Here is a 21134-nt window from a genome sequence, read left to right as displayed (position 1 = left end):
GACAGTTTTTAGTGCGTATGACGGGGGTAAATAGAGATGAAAAGCTTTGTTAGACAATTAGAAATGCTTGTGATTTTAGGGGGAGCACTGCTTTTGTCTGGTTGTAAAATTGATGTTATGCAGCCATCAGGTTATGTTGCACGTCAACAGCTCATTTTGATCGTTGTTTGTGTGGTGGTGATGCTTTGTATTGTTATCCCAGTTATGGTGAGTGTGGTATTTTTAGCTATAAAATATCGTGCATCGAATATGAAAGCGGACTATTCTCCTGATTGGGCACATTCAAATAAAATTGAAGCATTGATGTGGGGTATTCCAGTTGTAATTGTAATGGTTTTAGGTTCATTAACAGCTTATTATACCTATAAGCTTGAACCTACAAATCCTCTTCCAGTGGAAGTTGTAGGTGAAGGAAAGCCATTACAGATTGATGCTGTTGCTCTTGATTGGAAATGGCTTTTTATTTATCCTGAATACGGTGTTGCATCGATTAATGAGATTTATGCGCCTGAAGGACGTCAAGTTTTATTGCAATTGACGTCAGAGAATTCTGTCAATGCTTTTTGGGTTCCCAAATTGGGTACAGTTCTTTACGCTATGCCGCAGATGAATGCTAAGTTGCATTTGGTCGCTGAAGAGCAAGGAGTATTCAAAGGAGCCTCAGCAAATTATAGTGGTGATGGTTTTTCGGGTATGCGGTTTAAGTGGCATTCTGTGTCTTTGCAGGATTTTGAGGATTGGATTGTAAAAGCTCGGGCTAATGGTCGAGTACTTGATCGTTCATCTTATCGTCAACTTTCTATTGCGCCTCGTATGGGTGATATTGCTGCGAAGGAAAAAGATGCTGAAGTTCGTTATTTTGCACCTGTTGAGAAGCGGCTTTACTATCGTGTTGTGAATCGATGTGTCGATGAAAAGACGGTATGTAATGAAGATTTAATGAAACGTGCTGCTGCTCAGACGCTATGGGGTGCACTATGTTCAGTATTTGATCCTGATGTTATTTAACAGAGTCAATAAAGTAAAGAGCCCTTTTAACAAAGGTTTCTTTTAAACTTGAATTTCATTTGAAATGGGTTGAGAAATGTTTGGAAGACTTACAGATCCTACGGCAGGTGCTTTTCATGCGCTTGCACATGAACCGATCGTTTTGTATACATGTATTGCGATTGTTTTGGTTGGTTTAATTGCTGTTATTGCTCTAACAGTACTTGGGTGGTGGGGGATTCTATGGCGAAATTGGATTACAACGGTTGACCATAAACGCATAGGTATTATGTACATCGTTCTTGGAATTATTATGCTTGTTCGCGGTTTTGCGGACGCACTTATGATGCGAACGCATCAAGCTTTAGCTCTTGGGAGTGAAACAGCAGGTTATTTGCCCCCTGAGCATTTTGATCAAATTTTTTCGGCGCATGGTACGATCATGATTTTTTTCATGGCCACGCCTATTTTATTTGGTCTTTTTAATTATCTTATACCACTTCAAATTGGTGCGCGTGATGTTGCTTTTCCCTTTGCAAATAATCTAGGTTTTTGGATTACGGCTGCAGGGGCGATATTGATTAACATATCCCTAGGTGTTGGGAATTTTGGTCGTGGTGGTTGGTTGATGTATCCACCTTTTACAGAATTGCAAACGAGTCCAGATACAGGGGTAGATTATTATTTATGGTCACTTCAGCTTTCTGGTATTGCAACAACAATGGGATCAGTGAATTTTATTGCAACGATGATTAAAATGCGTGCTCCTGGAATGACAATGATGAGAATGCCTATTTTTTGTTGGAGTGCTTTTGTCAGCAATGTTCTTATTGTAGTCATTTATCCTGTTTTGGCTGTAGCATTTGCACTCTTGGCATGTGATCGTTATTTGAACATGAATTTCTTTACCAATGTTGGTGGCGGAAATCCGATGGTATGGATTAACTATGTTTGGGTTTTTGGTCATCCTGAGGTTTATGTTTTGGTTGTTCCTGCTTTTGGAATTGTTTCTGAAGTTGTATCAACTTTTTCTTCAAAACGCCTCTTTGGTTATACTTCAATGATATGGGCCATGTTGGTTATTTTGATTCTTTCGCTTCTTGTTTGGGGCCATCATTTCTTCACAATGGGTGGGGGTGAAGCTGTAAATACCTTCTTTAGTATTGCTACGATGATTATTGCAGTTCCAACCGGTGTAAAAGTTTTTAATTGGCTGCTTACGATGTATAGAGGTCGGATTCGCTTTGAGCCTCCTATGCTTTGGTGCATGGGTATGATCTTTACATTTGTTGGTGGTGGATTAACAGGTGTTTTATTATCTATTGTTCCTGCTGATTGGCAGTTTCATAATTCGCTCTTTTTGATAGCACATTTCCATCATACAATTATTGGAGGTGTGGTTTTTGCGTACTTAGCGGGGATTGCATTTTGGTTTCCAAAAGTTTTTGGTTATAAACCAAATCGCATACTAGGTATTACATCTTTTTGGTGTTGGTTTATTGGTTTTTACCTTGCCTTTTTCCCCGTTTATGCGCTTGGTTTAATGGGGGCGACGCGTCGTCTTCAGCATTACATGGAACCTAGTTGGCAGCCGATGTTTATTATTGCTGCATTGGGTGCTTGTATTATCTTACTTGGTATCCTTTGTTTTGTGCTACAGGTTGTTTTGGCGATTTGGTACGGTATTAAGCATAAAGGGCACTTACCGGTAACATTAAATGATTCTTGGGGTGATGCACGTACACTTGAATGGTTTACCTCTTCACCGCCTCCTTCTTATAATTTTGCCCTCCTTCCAAAGATACAGTCTGATGATGCTTATTGGAATATGAAGAAAAGTGGTTATCAACGGCCGACAAGTGGATTTACAAAAATTCATATGCCATCGAATACATCGGCTGGAATTATTGCTGGCTTCTTCTCATTAGTTGTTGGTTTTGCGCTTGTTTGGCATATTTGGTGGCTTGTTGCGGTTGGACTGGTTGGTTTTATTGCAACGCTTGTGTGTCATTCATTAACAGGTGATCATCATGGTTACTATATTCCAGCTGAAGAAGTGCAAAAAACTGAAGATGCCTTTACGGCTGTTCTTAAAGAACAAGGAGTGACAGTATGAGTGCTGTAACAATGAATAACGCGAGTACTATAGATGAACTTCACCACGATAGTAGCTCGGTAATGACGTTTGGTTTTTGGGTCTATATTCTTTCAGACTTAATCCTGTTTTCGACACTGTTTTCAAGTTTTGCTGTATTTTCTGCTTCTTATGGTGGTGGTAAAGCGGGCAGTGAGTTTATAGATTTAAAGTTTGTTTTGGTTGAGACTGCTTTCTTGTTGTTTTCGTCCGTCACTTATGGCTTTGCAATGGTACAAGCACATAAAAATAACATCAGTGGTGTGCGTTTATGGATGGCTATTACCTTTGGATTGGGGTGTTGCTTCATTGGTATGGAACTTTACGAATTTCATGAACTTTTGAGTGAGGTTTTTTATTTTGATCCAAATGCTTATGCGGGTATTGATCCTGCAACAGGTTTACAGCTTTTTGGACGGGAAATTCTCTCTGCTTATTGGTCAGCATTTTTTGCTTTGGTTGGCACCCATGGACTTCACGTAAGTGTTGGCCTTCTTTGGATGGTTGTGATGTTTTTTCATCTTCGTCGTAATGGCTTGGATCAGAACAATAAAACACGTTTAGCATGTCTTTCCATTTTTTGGCATTTACTTGATATTGTATGGATTGGTGTTTTCACCATGGTTTATCTATTAGGAGCGTTGTGATGAGCGTGCAAAATGAAACACATGGTCCCAGTACTGGTTCCTATTTGGTTGGTTTTATTCTGGCTGTATTTTTCACTTTGGGTTCTTTTATTCCTGTGATGTATGGAATGATGGAAAGTTGGGCAGTTAGTACAAAGGTTGCGTATCTTATTGGGATGGCGATTATTCAGATTATAGTACAAATTGTTTTCTTTTTGCACTTGAATTCTGGTCCAGACGCCAAGTGGAATTTAAGCGCGTTGTGGTTTGCTGCTATTTGCGTTTTTGTTATTATTGGGGGAACTTGGTGGGCTATTTCTCATTTGAATTATAATATGATGGGTGGTTCAGGACGTGTTATTGAACCGGAAATATCAAGTAGAGATGATTCTTCAGTGTCTGAGCAGTTATCAAACAAAGATATATCCGTAAGAAAACAGCCAGAAAAGATACAGGGCTCAGAGGTTTCGATGGAGCAAGGTGCAAGTACGCAAACTCCTGTAGATCAAGCACCTGGTTCCGAAATGCCTATGGGGCAGGGTCTAGGTACGCAATCTCCTGTAGATCAAGCACCTGTTTCAGAAATGCTTATGGGGCACGGTCTAGGTACACAAACTCCTGTAGATCAAGCACCTGTTTCAGGAATGCCTATGGGGCAGGGTCTAAGTACGCAAACGCCTGTAGATCAAGCACCTAGTTCAGAAATGCCTATGGAGCAGGGTCTAAGTACGCAAACTCCTGTAGATCAATCACCTAGTTCAGAAATGCCTATGGGGCAGGGTCTAAGTACGCAAACTCCTGTAGATCAAGCACCTGGTTCAGAAATGCCCATGGAGCAAGGTCCAAATACGCAGTTTCCTGTGGAGTAGTTGTTAGAAATATCTACGGAGCTGATGCGGCATGTATCAGCTTCGTAGAAGAAATTTGTAGGATATAAAGCAGGAGATAAGTACAAGATATCAGTGGAATGAGTATCATTATTTTGAATATACTTTTAATTTAAAAGAGAAAGTCCGTGGGGTATTTAGCCAATCTTTAATTTTTGAGACAAATAGCTATTTGTAGAATATACAAAAAGTGATGTTTGTAAAATTTACTACAAAGAAAGAGAATGTGCGAAACAAATTTTTATATTGTGTGAGATAAAAAAGCTACGAAGCAGTAATATTTTTAGATTTAAAGAATTTATATTAAAGATAGCATTAAAATTATTTGTAATAATAATATGCAATTGAAATCAAAAATTTAGAGAATAATCAGAAAATTTAATGAAAACCGTTGCAATGACAGTTATAGGTGCTGGTTCTTTTGGTACTGCATTAGCGATAGCTCTTGCCCGTAATGGTCATAATGTTTTACTTTGGGGATATAGTCCTCAACATATCAAAGAATTACAGGAACAACGTTGTAATCAAGTATATTTACCCGATGTTCGATTTCCTGAAAATTTATTACTTGAAGCTTCCCTTGAAACTGCAATAACGGCAAGTCACAATATATTAATCGCTGTTCCAAGCCATGTATTTCATCAAGTTTTGTATAATATTCAGCCTTATTTAGATCAGCATTCACGCGTTATTTGGGCTACAAAAGGTTTAGAACATGGTACTGGACGTTTCTTACAAGAGGTTGCTCGTGAGATTTTAGGTGAAAAAATTCCTTTAGCTGTTTTTTCTGGACCAACTTTTGCTCAAGAACTAGCTATTGGTTGGCCTACTGCAATGACGATAGCAGCTTCTGATGTTGAGTTTGGTAAAGAATTGCAGCAACTTTTTCATTGTGACAAAAGTTTTAGAGTTTATAAAAGTTCAGATATGATTGGTGTTCAATTAGGGGGGGCAGTCAAAAATGTTATTGCTATTGGTGCAGGAATATCAGATGGCATAGGTTTTGGGGCAAATGCACGAATAGCTCTTATCACACGAGGACTAGCTGAAATCAGTCGTTTAGGGGAGGCTATGGGTGCTGAGCTTTCCACATTTATGGGAATGACAGGCTTAGGTGATCTGGTTTTGACATGTACTGATAATCAGTCGCGTAATCGCCGTTTTGGAATACTTCTTGGTAAAGGAATAGATATAAAAGAAGCAGAAAAACAAATTGGTCAGGTTGTGGAAGGATACTTAAATACCAAGGAAGTATATACGTTGGCGCAGCGTATTGGGGTAGAAATGCCCATTGTAGAACAAATTTATCAAATTCTCTATTGTGGTAAAAATATAACTGAAGCGGCAAACACATTACTAAGCCGCGCTCTCAAGGACGAAATTCAATGATATCCTGTTTTTTAATAATTCCAATCGTAAAAAATAGAAACATGCTATGATAGACATATAAAATAGATTTTATTGATGGTTGTATAAGGCAGTCATATTCCAGAAAATTATAGATTCATATCATTCGATTCTTTATGAAACATGGCTGAAATATAAAAGTTTTGGCTTTTGTCTAAGAGCTATCTCTTTGAAGATAAATTGTCGTTTCCACTTATACGTGTTTATGTAATGTAATGAACAAGATATTTTTATTGTCTCTTAAATTCATCTCACAATGATATTTGCAAACAGAATAATACAAGACTCATTAGGTAGAAGCATCTTATTTATGTAACGTATAAGCTAAGAATATCGGGGCAGGGATATTGTGAATCTCTGTTTTTGTAATTCTTTAAAACAAGAAGACAATCTAATTTGGGAAGAAGATGAAATTTTAAAGCTGAAAATCTGTTCCCATTTCTACAATCATTTTTAAATTCAGTTTTACGCTATCTAAAGCAATATCTTTTAAATAATGGAGATTATCTCACACCTTTATTTTTCTCATTTTCTAATGAAAGCATTTTTCTGATGTGTCAGGTAAAATAGAACGTCCAAAAAAACACGATTGCTGTTATATATTCACGTGCTTGTTTTAAAGAGACCTCTCTTAAAAATCCTAAGTCCAATTTGCGACGGTGACTGTGAATAGTGTAACCGATAAAGCTATTGTGCACATCCCCATCTTTATGTTTATGAAGGAGGAAGACGAGCATCATTACACCCCCAAATGTTGTGAGACAGCTCTTGGCACTTGAAGCTGTTCAGTAGAGATATTTAAGCCTTTTATTTTCTCACATGTCAATTCTGTTTTTTATATGCAAGAAATGATTTTTGGAATTATAACTTTGAAAGTCTAAGATTGAAAAAATGTTATTGTACTTGTTTGTGGCTGTCATTTAAACTGAAAAATAATGTGATTATAAAGATAAAAAATTGATTTATATAAATAATTCATTTTATTTTTGTATTGAGTTAATTAAAAATATATGTTTGCTTGTCACAAGCGGGTTAGTATGTGGATAAAAATTATTAAAGATACTTCTAATGAATCATCTCAAGTGTCAAGGGTTGTTTCAATATTAGAACATGGCAAGTAAAATGACGGTGTCGGTTTATCATCTGTATAAACATTAAAATGGTGGTAAAAAAAGGATTTTATGTACTTCACAAGGATTTTTTATATGTTCTACAGGTACCATTGTGAAATGGAATGGCGTGCATTGAGAGATATCTTTAAAAAATGCATGAAGGAGAAACAGCTATAGTGTTTTTGGGTGTTCTATTTTACCTGACACATCAGAGCAATGCTTTCATTAAAGAACAATAGTAAGATTAATGATTGATTTCTTTACGCCTTCATATTCATCCTAAATTAGATTGTATTTGCGTTTCAAGAATAAATCAAACGGTAGGAATATTTTTTTCAATTTGCTACACAAAAGCTGAAACTAAGGGTTTTAATAATTCTCTAATCTCTGTTTCAAACTGCGGTGGCATGAGGGTTGGATATTGATTTATAAGCAATGGCAAAAGCGTATGCTTTAGTAAGGTAAATAACGTCATAAAATACACACTTTATCAACCATGGATTGAAGAAATATTCCGGCTTTTATAAAATATTTTGCGAAACAAGGCATCGTACATCTGGTTTTGTATTGACTTATTCTTACAAACATTTGCACATATTCCTTACGTCATATTATTATAAGTCAATACACTATTATATAGCTGAGAAAGTACTCAATACCCGATTAAAGCACTATGTACATGATTGATTTTCTTTTTTAGTGCAATGAAATAAATTTTATTCTTCTTGGGAATCGTCACTTTTTTTCAGTTCTTCAAGTATTGGCATAGACATGATGTTATAGCCTGAATCAACATAATGGATTTCACCTGTAACACCTGATGATAAGTCAGAGAGTAGATAAAGAGCAGATTTTCCAATTTCATGAATATCTACGGTACGCCGTAATGGGGCATTACGGCGTTGATGTGAAAATATTGCCCGTGCAGCTGCAATACCATTACCTGCTAAAGTTCTAACAGGACCAGCGGAAATCGCATTGACACGAATATTTTGAGGACCAAAGTCCGCTGCTAAATAACGTACCATAGCTTCTAAAGCTGCTTTAGCAACACCCATGATGTTATAATTAGGCACAACTTGCTGTGAAGCACCATAGGTAAGAGTTAAAAGTGTTCCTCCATTGGGCATAAGCTTACCCGCGCGCTGGGCAATTTCAGTAAAGGAATAAGCTGAAATAACCATCGTGCGTTGAAAGTTTTCACGTGTTGTAACATCAACGTAACGCCCTTTTAGCTGAGTTTTATCTGAAAAACCAATGGCATGGACAATAAAATCAATTGTTTTCCATTCTTTTTCAAGTTGCTCAAAGACGTAATCAATATTTTCACTTTTTTCAACGTCACACTCTAGCACTAATTTGCAGCCAAGTTTATCTGCTAGGGGATGAACACGTTTTCCAAAAGCATTTCCTTGATAAGTCAACGCTAATTCCGCTCCTGCTTGTGCGAGCTGACAGGCAATGCCCCAAGCAATTGAATGGTCATTCGCAATTCCCATAATAAGGCCGCGTTTGCCCTCCATCAAACCTTTCATATTATTCTCCGTAAGACCGTACTTTTTTCAATTACTAAGAGCTTTTGTTTATACATAACGTTGGAAAACAAGCGTTGCATTGGTACCGCCAAAGCCAAAAGTATTCGACAATACGGTATTCAGTTGTTGATGATCACGTCGTTCACGAACGATTGGCATATCAGCAAAAGCTGGATCAAGTTCTTCAATATGGGCACTTTCACAAATAAAATTATGATTCATCATTAACAATGTATAGATTGCTTCGTGAACACCTGCTGCTCCCAAGGAATGTCCTGTTAGAGACTTGGTAGCGGAAATGGGGGGGCATTGATCACCTGCTCCAAAGACACGACGGATAGCTTCTATCTCAGGAGGATCACCAACAGGAGTTGCTGTCGCATGGGGATTGATATAATCAATTTTATTATCGACTGTTGCAAGGGCCATGCGCATGCATCGTTCTGCTCCCTCTCCTGATGGGGCAACCATATCATGTCCATCGGATGTCGCACCGTATCCAACGATTTCTCCGTAGATTTTTGCACCACGTGCTTTAGCAAGTTCTAAATCTTCAAGGACTAAAACGCCAGCACCTCCAGCAATGACAAAACCATCACGATTAACATCATAAGCACGTGAAGCTTTGTGAGGAATGTCATTATATCTGCTGGACATAGCGCCCATGGCATCGAATAAAACAGATAGTGTCCAATCCAAATCTTCGCAGCCACCGGCAAAGATGCGCTTCTGTTTACCATATTGTATCATTTCGTAAGCATTACCAATACAATGATTGGAGGTAGCACAAGCTGAAGAGATTGAATAATTGATCCCCTTTATTTTAAAGAAAGTTGCTAATGTTGCAGATGCTGTGGAACTCATCGCTTTAGGGACAACAAAAGGTCCAACACGTTTTGGACCTTTTTGGCGTGTAATGTCAGCAGCTTCTACGATTGAATGTGTTGAAGCACCTCCAGAACCCATAATAATACCCGTGTGTTCGTTCGATACTTCATGCGGTTCTAGACCCGCATCAGCAATTGCTTGATCCATGGCGATGTGATTCCATGCTGTTCCACGCCCATGAAAACGTAGAGCACGTCGATCTACGAGTTCTTCTATATTAATATCGGGCTTGCCATAAACTCTGCTACGAAAGCCTAATTCAGCATATTGAGGTGCGTAAGAAATTCCGGATTTTGCTTCACGTAAACTGGTTAAAACAGCTCCAGGATTATTTCCAATTGCGGAGACAATTCCCATTCCGGTTACAACAACTCGACGCATTCATACCTCCTCGTTCCATACAGAATAGTGAAAAGTTCTTTCTGACGGAAATAACGTTCAATCTTCTTTGAATAAAGCAACGCGTAAATCGTTCGCCTTATAAATAGTCTCTCCATCTGCTTTTAGCCACCCATCAGCTATTCCTAAGACTAAATTTCCACGTCGAATACGCTTAAAATCTATTTCATATTCAAGAATTTTGGTTTGTGGAGTTACCATCCCTGATAACTTTACTTCACCTGTTGATATTGCTCTTCCTTTGCCTGGTTCGCCTAGCCAACCAAGAAAAAAACCTGTTAATTGCCACATACCATCCAGTCCGAGACATCCTGGCATGACGGGATCGCCTATAAAGTGACAATTAAAGAACCACATGTCTGGTGTAATGTCAAATTCGGCGCGAACCATTCCTTTATCGTATTTACCATCAGTTTCACTAATTTGAGTGATTCGATGAATCATTAACATTGGCGGTGCTGGCAATTGCGCATTACCTCTACCAAACATTTCGCCGCGAGCGCAGCTTAGAAGCTCTTCATATGTGTAGCGAGACTTTTGTTCAGCCATTGTTACTCCATTTATTTGCATATATCTTTATTTCTGCGCTTTTCCCAACCTACTTTTAGAGCAAATTTTAAAGAGAGGGAAATGATTTTATATCATTTTTAATGACAAAAGCCTTTTTTTATGTATTCTACATAGGTAATTATTTAAAAATGGAATACAAGATTACACCATACTATTCCCATTTTTTTGTATTTTGATCTTATTTAGCAGGAATATATTTGGGTTTGTAATTATGTCAGTGAGTGCAGACAATTTAGATATGAATGAAGAGCAGCAGTTCACAAAAGAGTGTGGAAAAATTGTGCAATATTATTCCATTTCTATGTTAGAAAAACATTTGCGTCAAAATGGTCTGCGTCCAACACGTCAGCGGTTGGAACTTGCACATATGATTTTTTCTCAAGGAAATCGTCATATTACTGCTGAAGAGCTCTATGAGGAAGCGGTGAGGGCAGGTGTACCTGTATCTTTAGCAACGGTTTATAATACGCTTCATCAATTTACGGAAGCGGGATTATTACGGATTATTGCCGTAGAAGGCTCAAAAACTTGGTTTGATACCAATACCTCTGATCACTACCATTTTTATATAGAAGGCGAAAATCGTATTCTTGATATTCCTTATAATTTGGAAGAAGCTCCCATTATTAGAAATTTGCCTAAGCCACCAGAAGGTATGGAAATTTCACATGTTGATTTAATCGTGCGATTGAAACCAAAAAATCAATCTTGTGATAGGCAGTGAGGATATTCAATGAGGAATAAAAATTAAACTTGTTGAGTTTGAGTATTCACCAACCTTTTACTTTTTCATCAGGATAGATTCCCCATAACTGGGGTTGCTGAAGCCATCCGCGCGTATTATTAATGTTTAGTTCGCACCATTGTCCATCACATTGGCGGATGTTACCAATGACGTTAGGTTCTACTTCCGCCACAAGTTCTGCGTTGTCGGTGGGGTTTTTTCGTAGCATCAGCCTTTTTGTTTTATCTTTTTGCCATGGAATAGTTATAGCAGTTCGCTTTCCCGATAAAAGCGATTGATACACCCATCCCTCATCGCCTTCTGCATCACGAATTTTGCGCCATTGATCATATTCTTGAATGATTTCAATAGGTAAGCCCTTCTTTTTGTAGGTGAAAATGATTGAATAGTTGCTTCCTGGTCCGACGCGTACATTAACGCTGGTGGGTTTAATCGAAGCAAATCGCGGAAGTGGTAAACCACTGGGCCCTAAATTTTGATTAAATGTTTGTGCATGCAACAAATGAGATGAACCCAATACAATGACTATTGCTATTAAGATACATGATATGAGTATTGAAACGCGAAACCAACGAGAATTTTGCACACCGAACTCCTTTATTTCGTCATATATTGGAAATTTAAAATCTGAAAGATAAGACTGGAAACTGATAAAAAGTATGACACATTGCTCGTTAAAGAGATCTAAACGATGAAAAAATTGCTACAAAAATATCAAAATAAGGAAAACAAAAGGTTTGTATTTCTTAGTGCTTATCTTGTTTATGAGGGGGTAGATATAAATAAACATTAGATTTTTATGTAGCTGTAAGCGTGATAAAACAGTAAAGTATATTGGAGCCATAGGCAGTTTTTGTACAGGAAATTAGGGCTAAAGTATTGCATCTCTTTTTTGAGTTTGTTTCTCAAAGTAAAAGTGCATGTATGCATACTATGAACAAAGAGCTGTTCAGAAAGGGATTATTGTGTGGCTTGAAAAGAAGTTTTGAATGAACAAAATAATACGATAAATAAAACATTTAAGCGTAAAAATATGAGCAACATTATAGAGTAGATTGATATATGAAGGGCTAATTTTAACAGGACACTTTTTCGTGATAATTCATTTATAAAATTTTCTACACTCTAATCTTATGCCATGATAATGCTTATCCGTATGGTAGATAAGCTGGCTCCATCGTTCTATTTACCAGCTTTCAATGTTATGCAGTTCCTATTATTCATAGTGTTTATAAGAAGCATTTTTGTTTTTTCTTAAATAGCTTTTATTCTATTTGCATACGAATCCCGCTTATGATGTACAAGAAAATAATCTTGATTGATTCAATATGAGAAAGTGTTGAGAAACTTTACGTTATTCAGAATTATTACTTAATATGAAAAACGATTACTTATAATAATAAATCTCCGCGTTAAAAACTTTAACTCGTTATTTAAATTTTAAAAACATTTCCATCAAAAATGGTAATAAAAGGCACATTCATCCATATTAAAATACAGTGTTTTCTCTGTTTATTGTCAATTTTCTTTTTCTCTAACTCAGTATAGAAGAAAGTTGAATGAAATAGAAAGGCTTATTCGATACACTGATGAGGGTAATTACATAAGTGATGAATAGAAGAAATTTATCAAGAAAAAAGAATCTATAGTGCAGTGGTTGAAATTCGTCATCCTTTAGAGAGATAGAATCAAGAGATATAAAAAGTTATGGAATTATATCGTTTCGTTACATAACTGAAGGGAAAGAGGATTATGAATTTGATATTATATTTTACACACAATCGCATATTGCGATAGTTATTTTTGTTTTGTAATCAGACCTAGGATGATCGAAAGATGTAGAATATTTAATGACAAAAAAGAAGTTCATCATGAAATTTGTACATAAGAAGCAGTGATGTAAGAGATATCCAGAAGGAGAAAATTATAGCGAAAAGTGATAATAAAACACACCGCACTCAATTTACATAGGAAAAAGTCGCTTAAATATCTCAAGTGTAGTTTGTTATCTATTTTTAAAATATAAGAGTGAAATAAAAACCACCTCTATGATAGAAACCTTATTATTTTCAAATAACTAACATATTAGATAACATTGTACATAAAAACCTACCCAAGCAATTCATCGCAATTGCCTATGAAGATAAAATTTTCTAGTAGCTTACTATCTATTGCTTATGCAATTATATAATATCATAAAGTATATTACTTTACCGCAACAGTTCGTCCGTTACTAACAAAACCTTCTCTTTGTGCACGCTTACGAGCAAGCTTGCGTGTACGACGAATAGCTTCAGCTTTTTCACGAGCACGCTTCTCAGATGGCTTCTCATAATAACTACGCATTTTCATTTCACGGAAGATACCTTCACGCTGCATCTTTTTTTTAAACGCACGGAGCGCTTGGTCAACATTATTATCACGAACGAGTACTTGCACTATCTATCCTGCTTTTTTCAGTGTCATAAATGATAGGAAAAAACCTACGTCCTTTTAAAGGCATATCCAAAAGGACAAGCACTTATATCATATAAATGAGACATTTGTCTATATCGCTTTTTAAAATTCTATTTTTTTTACAATAAAAACGCTTTTTATAATGAATGATAGAATTTACGGTTATAAATTTATGAAAGTCCTTGTATTTGATCATTTTCGTCAAGATGAATTTTTTCAGCCGTGGGATAATGGGGTAGTCCCGGCATGGTCATAACATCTCCACAAATGACAACAATAAAGCCGGCTCCCGCACAGAGACGAACTTCTCGTATGGGAATTTCAAAATCAACAGGAGCTCCGTATTGCGTGGGATCAGAAGAAAAAGAATAAGGTGTTTTTGCCATACAAATAGGGTAGACGCCAAAACCTTCTTTTTCCCAAGTTTCAAGTTGTTTGAGAATAGGGGCTGAGATGATGGCGCCACGTCCACCGTATAGCTTTGTTATAATACAATTAATTTTTTGAACGAGTGGAATATCATCTTGATAGAGAACTTTAAAATCAGAATCGTGCTTTTCAATCAAGGTAACGAGTTCTTGTGCAAGTTCTATAGCGCCTTTTCCACCTTGTTCCCAATGCTTACAGATAATAGCTTTGTGTCCAGTTGTTGCAACTATTTTTTGTAATGTTTTTATTTCAGCATCGCTATCGCTGTCAAAATGATTGATAGCCACAACACAAGGAATACCGTAGTGCTTCATATTTTTTATGTGTCGTAAAAGATTGGCAGCTCCTTTTTCTAAAGCGGTGATATTTTCTTCTGTCAGGTTATTTTTATCCAGACCACCATTCATTTTTAATGCACGAATAGTTGCGACGATCACTGTAGCATTTGGTACAATACCTGCTTGCCTACATTTGATATTGAAGAACTTTTCTGCTCCAAGATCTGCTCCAAACCCTGCTTCTGTGACAACATAATCAGCAAGTTTTAAAGCAGTTTTTGTTGCTATAACTGAATTGCAACCATGAGCAATGTTGGCAAAAGGTCCTCCATGAACGAGAACAGGATTATTTTCAATTGTCTGTACGAGATTGGGTTGTATAGCATCTTTGAGAAGAACTGCCATTGCACCTTCCGCATTGAGATCAGCAACGGTGATGGGCGTTTTATCATAACGATAAGCAACAATAATTTTTTTGAGTCTTTGTGTAAGGTTTTCTAAATTTTCAGAGAGACAAAGAAGCGCCATAATTTCTGATGCAACAGTAATATCAAAACCTGTTTGACGTGGAAAACCATTTGTTATGCCCCCCAATGAAATGACAATATCGCGCAATACACGGTCATTCATATCAAGAACGCGCTTCCAAACAATGCGACGTGGATCAATGTTTAGAGTATTTCCCCAATAAAGATGATTATCTATCATTGCGGCAAGAAGATTATGAGCAGATGTAATAGCATGAAAATCACCGGTAAAATGTAAATTAAGGTCATCCATTGGAATGACTTGCGCATAACCACCACCAGCAGCACCACCTTTTACACCAAAACAGGGACCTAAAGATGGTTCTCTCAAGGTAGCTATTGTTTTTTTACCAATAAGATTAAGAGCATCACTTAGTCCAACTGTTGTTGTTGTTTTGCCTTCTCCGGCAGGTGTGGGATTGATAGCTGTGACAAGGATAAGTTTACCATCTGGATTTTTATTAAGCGATTTTATGTATTCAGAAGAAATTTTAGCTTTATCATGACCATAGGGAATGAGATTTTCATGTGAAATACCAATTTTTTGTGCAATTTCAATAATATGTTGCTTTTTAGCAGTGCGAGCAATTTCAATATCAGTTTTAGGCATGGAAAAATTCTTTAAATTCAGCTTTTATTAATGTTTGAGATCTGTACTCCATGGATTAATTAGAAAAATTCATAGAGAACAGAAAAATATTAAGATATCATAGAAATCGATGATATGCCATGCAAGAGATAATGCTAAAGAAGCACAAGAAGAGTTTTATTGTTTTTTAGGAAAAAGAATCTTTTTGCTTTTAAGCAGTAAAAATACGTTTAATTCAATTAAAAATATTGCGAAAAGAAGCTTTGGTTTGCAACAAATGCTGATGACATTAATGGATACCATAAGTGTTTCATAGTAGTACGTTTGAGAAGTAGTTTATTTATTCTTTCTAACAACACACTGAAAAAGTTTCACATGGTGGTAAACCGGAATTTATGGCGACACATCTGAAGTCCCTCTTAAGATGGGACTGCTAGGAATAAAATATCCAGAAACATCCAGTTATGGAACAATTAGAAATAAGCACGTAAAAAATTACCTAACTGAGTAGAGAGTATAATCCGGAAGAGACCAAAAACAAGCGCATAGATTGAAAAAAGAAAACAACAACATACGCTACTCATGCAATCGCTACGATTATAAGCTAATAAAAGCAACTTAGAGCTGAATTGAAGGACTCGTAACATCTTATTCTAGCAAAATGGCTAAAGAAACGACTCACAACAGAATGAAATAACAAAATACAAAGATAGGTAAAAATAAATCACAAAATAAAGAATTTAAAAAGTCTGACTTTATAAGTAAGATATTGATAGATGGCGCACCCGAAGAGATTCGAACTCCTGACCCCCAGATTCGTAGTCTGGTGCTCTATCCAGCTGAGCTACGGGTGCATACATTTCAATTTTTTACATTGTCTAAGACAAAAGGGTTCCTAATCGTTTCATTAAAGAAATGCAAGTGAAACTTGAGTCGTCATAAAAAAAATCTCTCTTTTTTTATGATATATTTTAAAAAAGGATATAATATATTATGGCTTCAGTTGGTTTTGATATGAACATTTTTTTGTCATGACTATACAAAGCAATATGAACGATAGTTAACTTGACGTTTTAATCTATGAAAGATAGTCAAGCAGAGATGAGATGTGTTTTTTGCGGTGGGGGTAAGATATATACACCCGCTGTTGGGTTTTTGTGTAAAACGCCGATATTACTGTTGAAAACTATTTCAGATGAACATGACACAGCAAGGGCGGATGTATGGCGTTATTAAAAAAGAGCTTTCCATTAGTGTTTTTAATCGTTGTTTTAACGGTTACTTATTGGGCTGGAAAAAAGAGTGCAGACCAACCCATTTCTATGGTGGATAAAACAAGAGTATCGGATAAAGCTTCAAATGAAAAAATGGGAAGGCCACCGGTAAATGTTGTCGTTGATCTTGTAAAAGTTCAAGATCTTTATGAACAACTTAACGTTCTTGGGAGTGGAAAAGCTCTTGCAGAAGTCGAGCTTACCCCTTTATCCTCAGGTGTTATTGATAAGCTTTTTGTATCAGCGGGTACAAAAGTACAAGCTGATGATGTGATTGCAAAGCTTGATTCTAAAAAAGAAGAAATAGCGGCTGCAAAAGCAAAAGTGCAACGTGATAACAATGCGTTGACGCTTTCGCGTATTCTTAAATTACGCGCCAGCAATACGGCAACGGAAGTTCAAGAAATTATGGCACGCTTAGAGTTGGATAACGCAAATTTAGTTTTGCGTAATGCTGAATTAGATCTCGATCGGCGAACAATTCGAGCACCGATTCCTGGAGTTGTTGGTATTTTGCCCGTTGATGCGGGGAATAACGTGACCCTTAATACTGTAATAGGCCGTATTGAGAATAGAGAACGTATTTTGGTCGATATATGGGCCCCTGAACGATATGTGTCGCGCATCCATAAAGGAGATGAGGTAACGGCAACGTTAATCGCGCAGCCAGATAGATCTTTTGTTGGTCATATTTATGCGATTGATAATATCGTTGATCCAGAAAGTCGCACACTTCATGTTCAGGTTGAAATCAATAATGAAAAAGATACGCTCATGTCTGGTATGTCCTTTTCTGTTTCCTTGCAGTTTCATGGTGGTTCTTTTCCTGTCGTTAATCCTCTTGCAGTTCAATGGAATAGTAAAGGGTCATTCGTTTGGCGTGTGAGAGAAGGAAAAGTAGAGGCTATACCCGTATCAATTATTCAGCATAAAGCCGATCATGTTTTCGTGAAAGCTCCCCTAGAAAATGGTGATCAAGTTGTCATTCAAGGGGTGCAAATGCTTTATCCAGGAAGTAAGGTAACTATTGATGATCCAAAGTCTCATCAACAGCAATTATCAGTAGGTTATGGAACGGATATACAATGAGCCAAGAATTGAGCACAAAACAGCCTATGTCAAAGGTGGAGCAAGGTGGTCTCATTACCTTATTTATTCGCAGACCGGTTTTTACTCTTGTTTTGAATGCTATGATCATCATTGCAGGATTTGCAGCATGGTTAAATGTTGATGTAAGAGAATTACCCGATGTTGATACTCCTGTAACAACGATTGTGACGATGTTTTCTGGTGCATCGGCAGAAACAATTGATCGTGAAGTTACAAAAGTTATAGAAGATGCTGTTTCTCGTGTTTCAGGTGTTAAGACGATTTCTTCAACGTCTTCTTTTGGACGCTCCCGTGTGAAGATTAACTTTAATGTCGGTGTTGATTTGAATGTTGCAGCATCTGATATTCGTGATGCTCTCTCTCGTGTTACCTATTCTTTACCGAAAGATGCGGATTCGCCTTTGATTATTAAAGCAGATTCGAATGCTGCTGCCATGATGTATTTGGTTGTGACGTCACCAACAATGAGTGTTGATGATTTAACCACGATTGTAAACGATCAGATTGTTGATGCTATTTCTGCTGTTGATGGTGTTGGTGATGTACAGGTCGATAGTGCTCGCACAAAGATTTTTCAGATTGATATAGATCAAGCAAAACTTGCAAGTTATGGATTAACTGTAGCAGATATTTCACGTGTTCTTGCTGATATGACAACAGATGTGCCAGTAGGGTCATTACGCAATTCTAAGCAAACTTTAGTTGTACGTGCTACTGCACGTTTAACAACACCAGAATCTTTTGAACAAGTTGTTTTAAAGCCTCATGTGCATCTTGGTGATGTTGCGCATGTTACTTTATCGCCGGATATAGAAACAGTTATTCTTCGTATCAATGGAAAGACAGGTATTGGATTAGGTATCGTGCGTAAAGCACAATCCAACACTCTTAATATTTCTGAAGGTGTGAGAGCCGTTGTTGATAATCTCAAAAGTATTGTTCCTTCTTCTGTAAATATAGACGTTATTAATGACGATGCAATTTTTATTAAAAGCGCTCTTCATGAGGTTGAAGTTGCGTTGGTCATTGCTATTTTGAGCGTTATCTTGGTCATTTTTCTTTTTCTCAGAGACATTCGTGTAACGCTGATACCTGCTTTATCTCTTCCTGTCGCTTTGATTGGTACCATTGCGGCTATTTATCTTGTAGGGTTTTCATTGAATATTCTCACATTTTTAGGACTTGTTTTAGCAACAGGGCTTGTTGTGGATGATGCCATTGTTGTTCTTGAGAATATTGTTCGGTGGCGCAATATGGGATTAGGTTCCAGAGCAGCAGCGGTGATAGGAACACGTGAAGTGTTTTTTGCTGTTTTAGCAACAACATTGACATTAGTGGCTGTGTTTGTTCCTATTTCCTTTCTTCCTGGGCAAGTTGGAGGTCTTTTTAGAGAATTTGGTTTTGTTTTGGCAATTTCTATTTTGCTTTCTTCAGTTGTTGCCTTAACGCTTTGTCCAATGTTGGCTTCGCGTTTTCTCAAAGAACATATTGAGGAAAAAGAGGAAAAGTCCCATCATTTTGCTTTTTTATATAAATTAGGTAATTTTTTTCATAAGGCATATACTTACAGTTTGCATAAGTGTTTAGAAAAGCCTTGGGCTGTTGTTTTTGCTTCACTTATTTTTGCGGGTCTTTGTGTTGGAGGCTATACGAAGCTACAACAGGAATTAACGCCAGCAGAAGACAGAGCTGTGATCTTTTTGGTTATTAATGGACCACAAGGTATTTCAACACAATATTTGAACGAGCAAATAGAGCAAATTGAAGCAAGTCTACAGCCATTACGTGATGCAGGGGAGATTGCTAACAGTTACTCTATTGCGGGTGCTGGCGGTTCACCCAATACTGCTTTTTTGATTTTATTGCTTTCATCTTGGGATAAACGTTTACGGAGTCAGCAAGAAATCGTGAAAGATATTAATGCAAAGGTTAAACAGTTTCCCGCAGTTTTTGTGTTTGCTGCGCAGGGAAATTCTCTAGGTGTGAGCGGAACTGGGCAAGGGTTGCAATTTGCAATTCTTGGCAATGATTATGCAATATTACAACCCATTGCTGATAAGCTGGTAAGTGCTTTACAAGATGATCCGCGTTTTATTCGCCCACGCCTTACTGTTGATGCAACACAACCGCAATTTTTTATTGAAATCAATCGAAAAAAAGCCTCCGATTTAGGGATTGATATCACCAATTTGGGCGATACATTACAAACAATGTTGGATGGTAAAAAGATTGGTTCCATTAACGTGGATGATCATTCTTACGATGTTAAATTGATATCGCGTACAAATTCTATGAAGAGTCCTAGCGATTTAGAAAATATTTTTTTAAAAACCAAAGACAATCGATATGTTCCTTTATCGGTTATTGCGCGTTTACATGAAAAAGCTATTGCTCCTCAATTAAAACGGGAAAAACGCATGAGTGCTGTTATTTTAAGCGCAAATCTTACTCCAGATATCGCTTTAGGGGAAGCTTACCAAACTGTACAGAAAATTGCTTCTCCTTTGTTATCAAAAGGAACCTATTTGGTTCCCTTAGGGGAAGCCGAAACGCTTAATGAAACATCTTCCAATTTTATGATTGTTTTTGGCATTGCCTTTTTGATTATTTTATTGATTTTGGCTGCTCAGTTTGAAAGCTTTATTTCAGGATTCATTATTATGGCCACTGTCCCATTAGGGATTGGTTGTGCTGTAATTGCTATGCTATTAAGTGGTGTAAGTCTTAATATTTACAGCCAAATTGGATTAATTTTGTTAATTGGTGTTATGGCAAAAAATGGTATTCTCATTGTTGAATTTGCAGATCAATTACGCGATCAGGGAAGAAGCGTGCGTGAAGCCGTAGAAGAAGCAGCAAACATTCGCCTTCGTCCAGTTTGTATGACAATGATTTGTGCCATTTTAGGAGGTATTCCTTTGGTTTTGGCCAAAGGTGCTGGCGCAGAAGCTCGTATAGCCTTAGGTTGGGTTATCGTTGGTGGCTTAGGTTTAGCAACTATTTTTACGCTTTATGTCACACCGGTTGTTTATCTTTTTTTAGGGCGTTTTATAAGACCAAAAGCAGAAGAAGATTTACGTTTAACAAAAGAACTCAATCAAGTTAAATGATGTATATGATAGAAAAGATTTGAAAGTTTATTCTTGTAAAAATATCATTTTCGGATCTTATCCTTTTATT

The 21134-nt window shown here is 37.0% G+C and carries 14 protein-coding genes and 1 tRNA gene; 8 read left to right on the top strand and 7 right to left on the bottom strand.

The features are described 5' to 3' along the window. Window positions 1–36: 36 nt before the first annotated feature. The 5 genes from cyoA to gpsA all read left to right on the top strand — a co-directional run bounded on the left by cyoA (window position 37) and on the right by gpsA (window position 6023). The gene (cyoA, locus tag ACFIMM_RS01345) at window positions 37–1008 is read left to right on the top strand and encodes a ubiquinol oxidase subunit II (protein WP_375611432.1); all 972 of its coding nucleotides are present in this window, start codon (window positions 37–39) and stop codon (window positions 1006–1008) included. Window positions 1009–1084: 76 nt separating this feature from the next. Next, a complete protein-coding gene (gene cyoB, locus ACFIMM_RS01340; protein ID WP_375611433.1) occupies window positions 1085–3103 on the top strand; it encodes a cytochrome o ubiquinol oxidase subunit I in 2019 nt (672 codons plus the stop codon). Continuing rightward, window positions 3100–3768 (top strand): cytochrome (ubi)quinol oxidase subunit III, encoded by a 669-nt coding sequence (locus ACFIMM_RS01335; RefSeq protein ID WP_375628427.1) that lies wholly within the window; start codon window positions 3100–3102, stop codon window positions 3766–3768. Before cyoB ends, ACFIMM_RS01335 begins: the two co-directional genes overlap by 4 nt. After that, a complete protein-coding gene (gene cyoD, locus ACFIMM_RS01330) occupies window positions 3768–4616 on the top strand; it encodes a cytochrome o ubiquinol oxidase subunit IV (protein WP_375692583.1) in 849 nt (282 codons plus the stop codon). Before ACFIMM_RS01335 ends, cyoD begins: the two co-directional genes overlap by 1 nt. A gap of 399 nt (window positions 4617–5015) precedes the next feature. Continuing rightward, entirely contained in the window at window positions 5016–6023 is a 1008-nt protein-coding gene (gpsA, locus tag ACFIMM_RS01325) for an NAD(P)H-dependent glycerol-3-phosphate dehydrogenase (RefSeq protein WP_375612834.1), read from the top strand. A 1846-nt stretch (window positions 6024–7869) separates the two neighbouring features. Here the strand turns inward: gpsA and fabI are convergent. Genes fabI through fabA form a run of 3 tightly spaced genes read right to left on the bottom strand, consistent with a single transcriptional unit; the run spans window position 7870 to window position 10524 of the window. Further along, a complete protein-coding gene (gene fabI, locus ACFIMM_RS01320; RefSeq protein WP_375610038.1) occupies window positions 7870–8688 on the bottom strand; it encodes an enoyl-ACP reductase FabI in 819 nt (272 codons plus the stop codon). A 48-nt stretch (window positions 8689–8736) separates the two neighbouring features. Then, window positions 8737–9957, bottom strand: coding sequence for a beta-ketoacyl-ACP synthase I (gene fabB, locus ACFIMM_RS01315; protein WP_375628420.1), 1221 nt, complete (start codon window positions 9955–9957; stop codon window positions 8737–8739). A 57-nt stretch (window positions 9958–10014) separates the two neighbouring features. Further along, window positions 10015–10524 (bottom strand): 3-hydroxyacyl-[acyl-carrier-protein] dehydratase FabA, encoded by a 510-nt coding sequence (fabA, locus tag ACFIMM_RS01310; RefSeq protein WP_273722474.1) that lies wholly within the window; start codon window positions 10522–10524, stop codon window positions 10015–10017. A gap of 232 nt (window positions 10525–10756) precedes the next feature. Between fabA and irrA the strand changes: the two genes are divergently transcribed. Continuing rightward, window positions 10757–11269 carry an iron response transcriptional regulator IrrA gene (gene irrA / locus ACFIMM_RS01305; RefSeq protein WP_375612837.1) on the top strand — a complete coding sequence of 171 codons (513 nt, stop codon included), beginning with the start codon at window positions 10757–10759 and terminating at the stop codon, window positions 11267–11269. A 46-nt stretch (window positions 11270–11315) separates the two neighbouring features. Here irrA and ACFIMM_RS01300 read toward each other — a convergent pair whose 3' ends face one another. The 4 genes from ACFIMM_RS01300 to ACFIMM_RS01285 all read right to left on the bottom strand — a co-directional run bounded on the left by ACFIMM_RS01300 (window position 11316) and on the right by ACFIMM_RS01285 (window position 16424). After that, on the bottom strand, window positions 11316–11876 hold the full coding sequence (locus ACFIMM_RS01300; protein ID WP_375612838.1) for an SH3 domain-containing protein: 561 nt from the start codon (window positions 11874–11876) through the stop codon (window positions 11316–11318). 1619 nt (window positions 11877–13495) lie between these two features. After that, window positions 13496–13729: a 30S ribosomal protein S21 gene (gene rpsU, locus ACFIMM_RS01295; RefSeq protein ID WP_375692582.1), complete on the bottom strand. Its 234-nt coding sequence runs from the start codon at window positions 13727–13729 to the stop codon at window positions 13496–13498. Window positions 13730–13917: 188 nt separating this feature from the next. Beyond that, window positions 13918–15591 carry a formate--tetrahydrofolate ligase gene (locus ACFIMM_RS01290; protein ID WP_375638168.1) on the bottom strand — a complete coding sequence of 558 codons (1674 nt, stop codon included), beginning with the start codon at window positions 15589–15591 and terminating at the stop codon, window positions 13918–13920. 756 nt (window positions 15592–16347) lie between these two features. Then, window positions 16348–16424 (bottom strand) — tRNA-Arg (locus tag ACFIMM_RS01285). A 369-nt stretch (window positions 16425–16793) separates the two neighbouring features. On the opposite strand from ACFIMM_RS01285, the gene ACFIMM_RS01280 reads away from it, so the two are divergent. Together ACFIMM_RS01280 and ACFIMM_RS01275 are read left to right on the top strand one after the other, a co-directional pair. Beyond that, window positions 16794–17933: an efflux RND transporter periplasmic adaptor subunit gene (locus ACFIMM_RS01280; RefSeq protein WP_375628415.1), complete on the top strand. Its 1140-nt coding sequence runs from the start codon at window positions 16794–16796 to the stop codon at window positions 17931–17933. Beyond that, window positions 17930–21064: an efflux RND transporter permease subunit gene (locus ACFIMM_RS01275; protein WP_375628413.1), complete on the top strand. Its 3135-nt coding sequence runs from the start codon at window positions 17930–17932 to the stop codon at window positions 21062–21064. Before ACFIMM_RS01280 ends, ACFIMM_RS01275 begins: the two co-directional genes overlap by 4 nt. Window positions 21065–21134 lie beyond the last annotated feature (70 nt).

This window comes from Bartonella sp. AP258QHHD (assembly GCF_042196145.1).
Lineage (GTDB): Bacteria > Pseudomonadota > Alphaproteobacteria > Rhizobiales > Rhizobiaceae > Bartonella.
The sequence above is the reverse complement of the archived record's forward strand: the minus strand, read 5'-3'. Positions and strand labels throughout refer to the sequence as shown.

Excerpts from the sequence above, each read along its gene's own strand:
- irrA (WP_375612837.1), top strand. The coding sequence starts at position 10,757 with ATGTCAGTGAGTGCAGACAATTTAGATATGAATGAAGAGCAGCAGTTC.
- fabI (WP_375610038.1), bottom strand. The coding sequence starts at position 8,688 with ATGAAAGGTTTGATGGAGGGCAAACGCGGCCTTATTATGGGAATTGCG.
- fabA (WP_273722474.1), bottom strand. The coding sequence starts at position 10,524 with ATGGCTGAACAAAAGTCTCGCTACACATATGAAGAGCTTCTAAGCTGC.
- cyoB (WP_375611433.1), top strand. The coding sequence starts at position 1,085 with ATGTTTGGAAGACTTACAGATCCTACGGCAGGTGCTTTTCATGCGCTT.
- cyoD (WP_375692583.1), top strand. The coding sequence starts at position 3,768 with ATGAGCGTGCAAAATGAAACACATGGTCCCAGTACTGGTTCCTATTTG.
- ACFIMM_RS01280 (WP_375628415.1), top strand. The coding sequence starts at position 16,794 with ATGGCGTTATTAAAAAAGAGCTTTCCATTAGTGTTTTTAATCGTTGTT.
- ACFIMM_RS01290 (WP_375638168.1), bottom strand. The coding sequence starts at position 15,591 with ATGCCTAAAACTGATATTGAAATTGCTCGCACTGCTAAAAAGCAACAT.
- ACFIMM_RS01335 (WP_375628427.1), top strand. The coding sequence starts at position 3,100 with ATGAGTGCTGTAACAATGAATAACGCGAGTACTATAGATGAACTTCAC.
- ACFIMM_RS01275 (WP_375628413.1), top strand. The coding sequence starts at position 17,930 with ATGAGCCAAGAATTGAGCACAAAACAGCCTATGTCAAAGGTGGAGCAA.
- cyoA (WP_375611432.1), top strand. The coding sequence starts at position 37 with ATGAAAAGCTTTGTTAGACAATTAGAAATGCTTGTGATTTTAGGGGGA.
- fabB (WP_375628420.1), bottom strand. The coding sequence starts at position 9,957 with ATGCGTCGAGTTGTTGTAACCGGAATGGGAATTGTCTCCGCAATTGGA.
- gpsA (WP_375612834.1), top strand. The coding sequence starts at position 5,016 with ATGAAAACCGTTGCAATGACAGTTATAGGTGCTGGTTCTTTTGGTACT.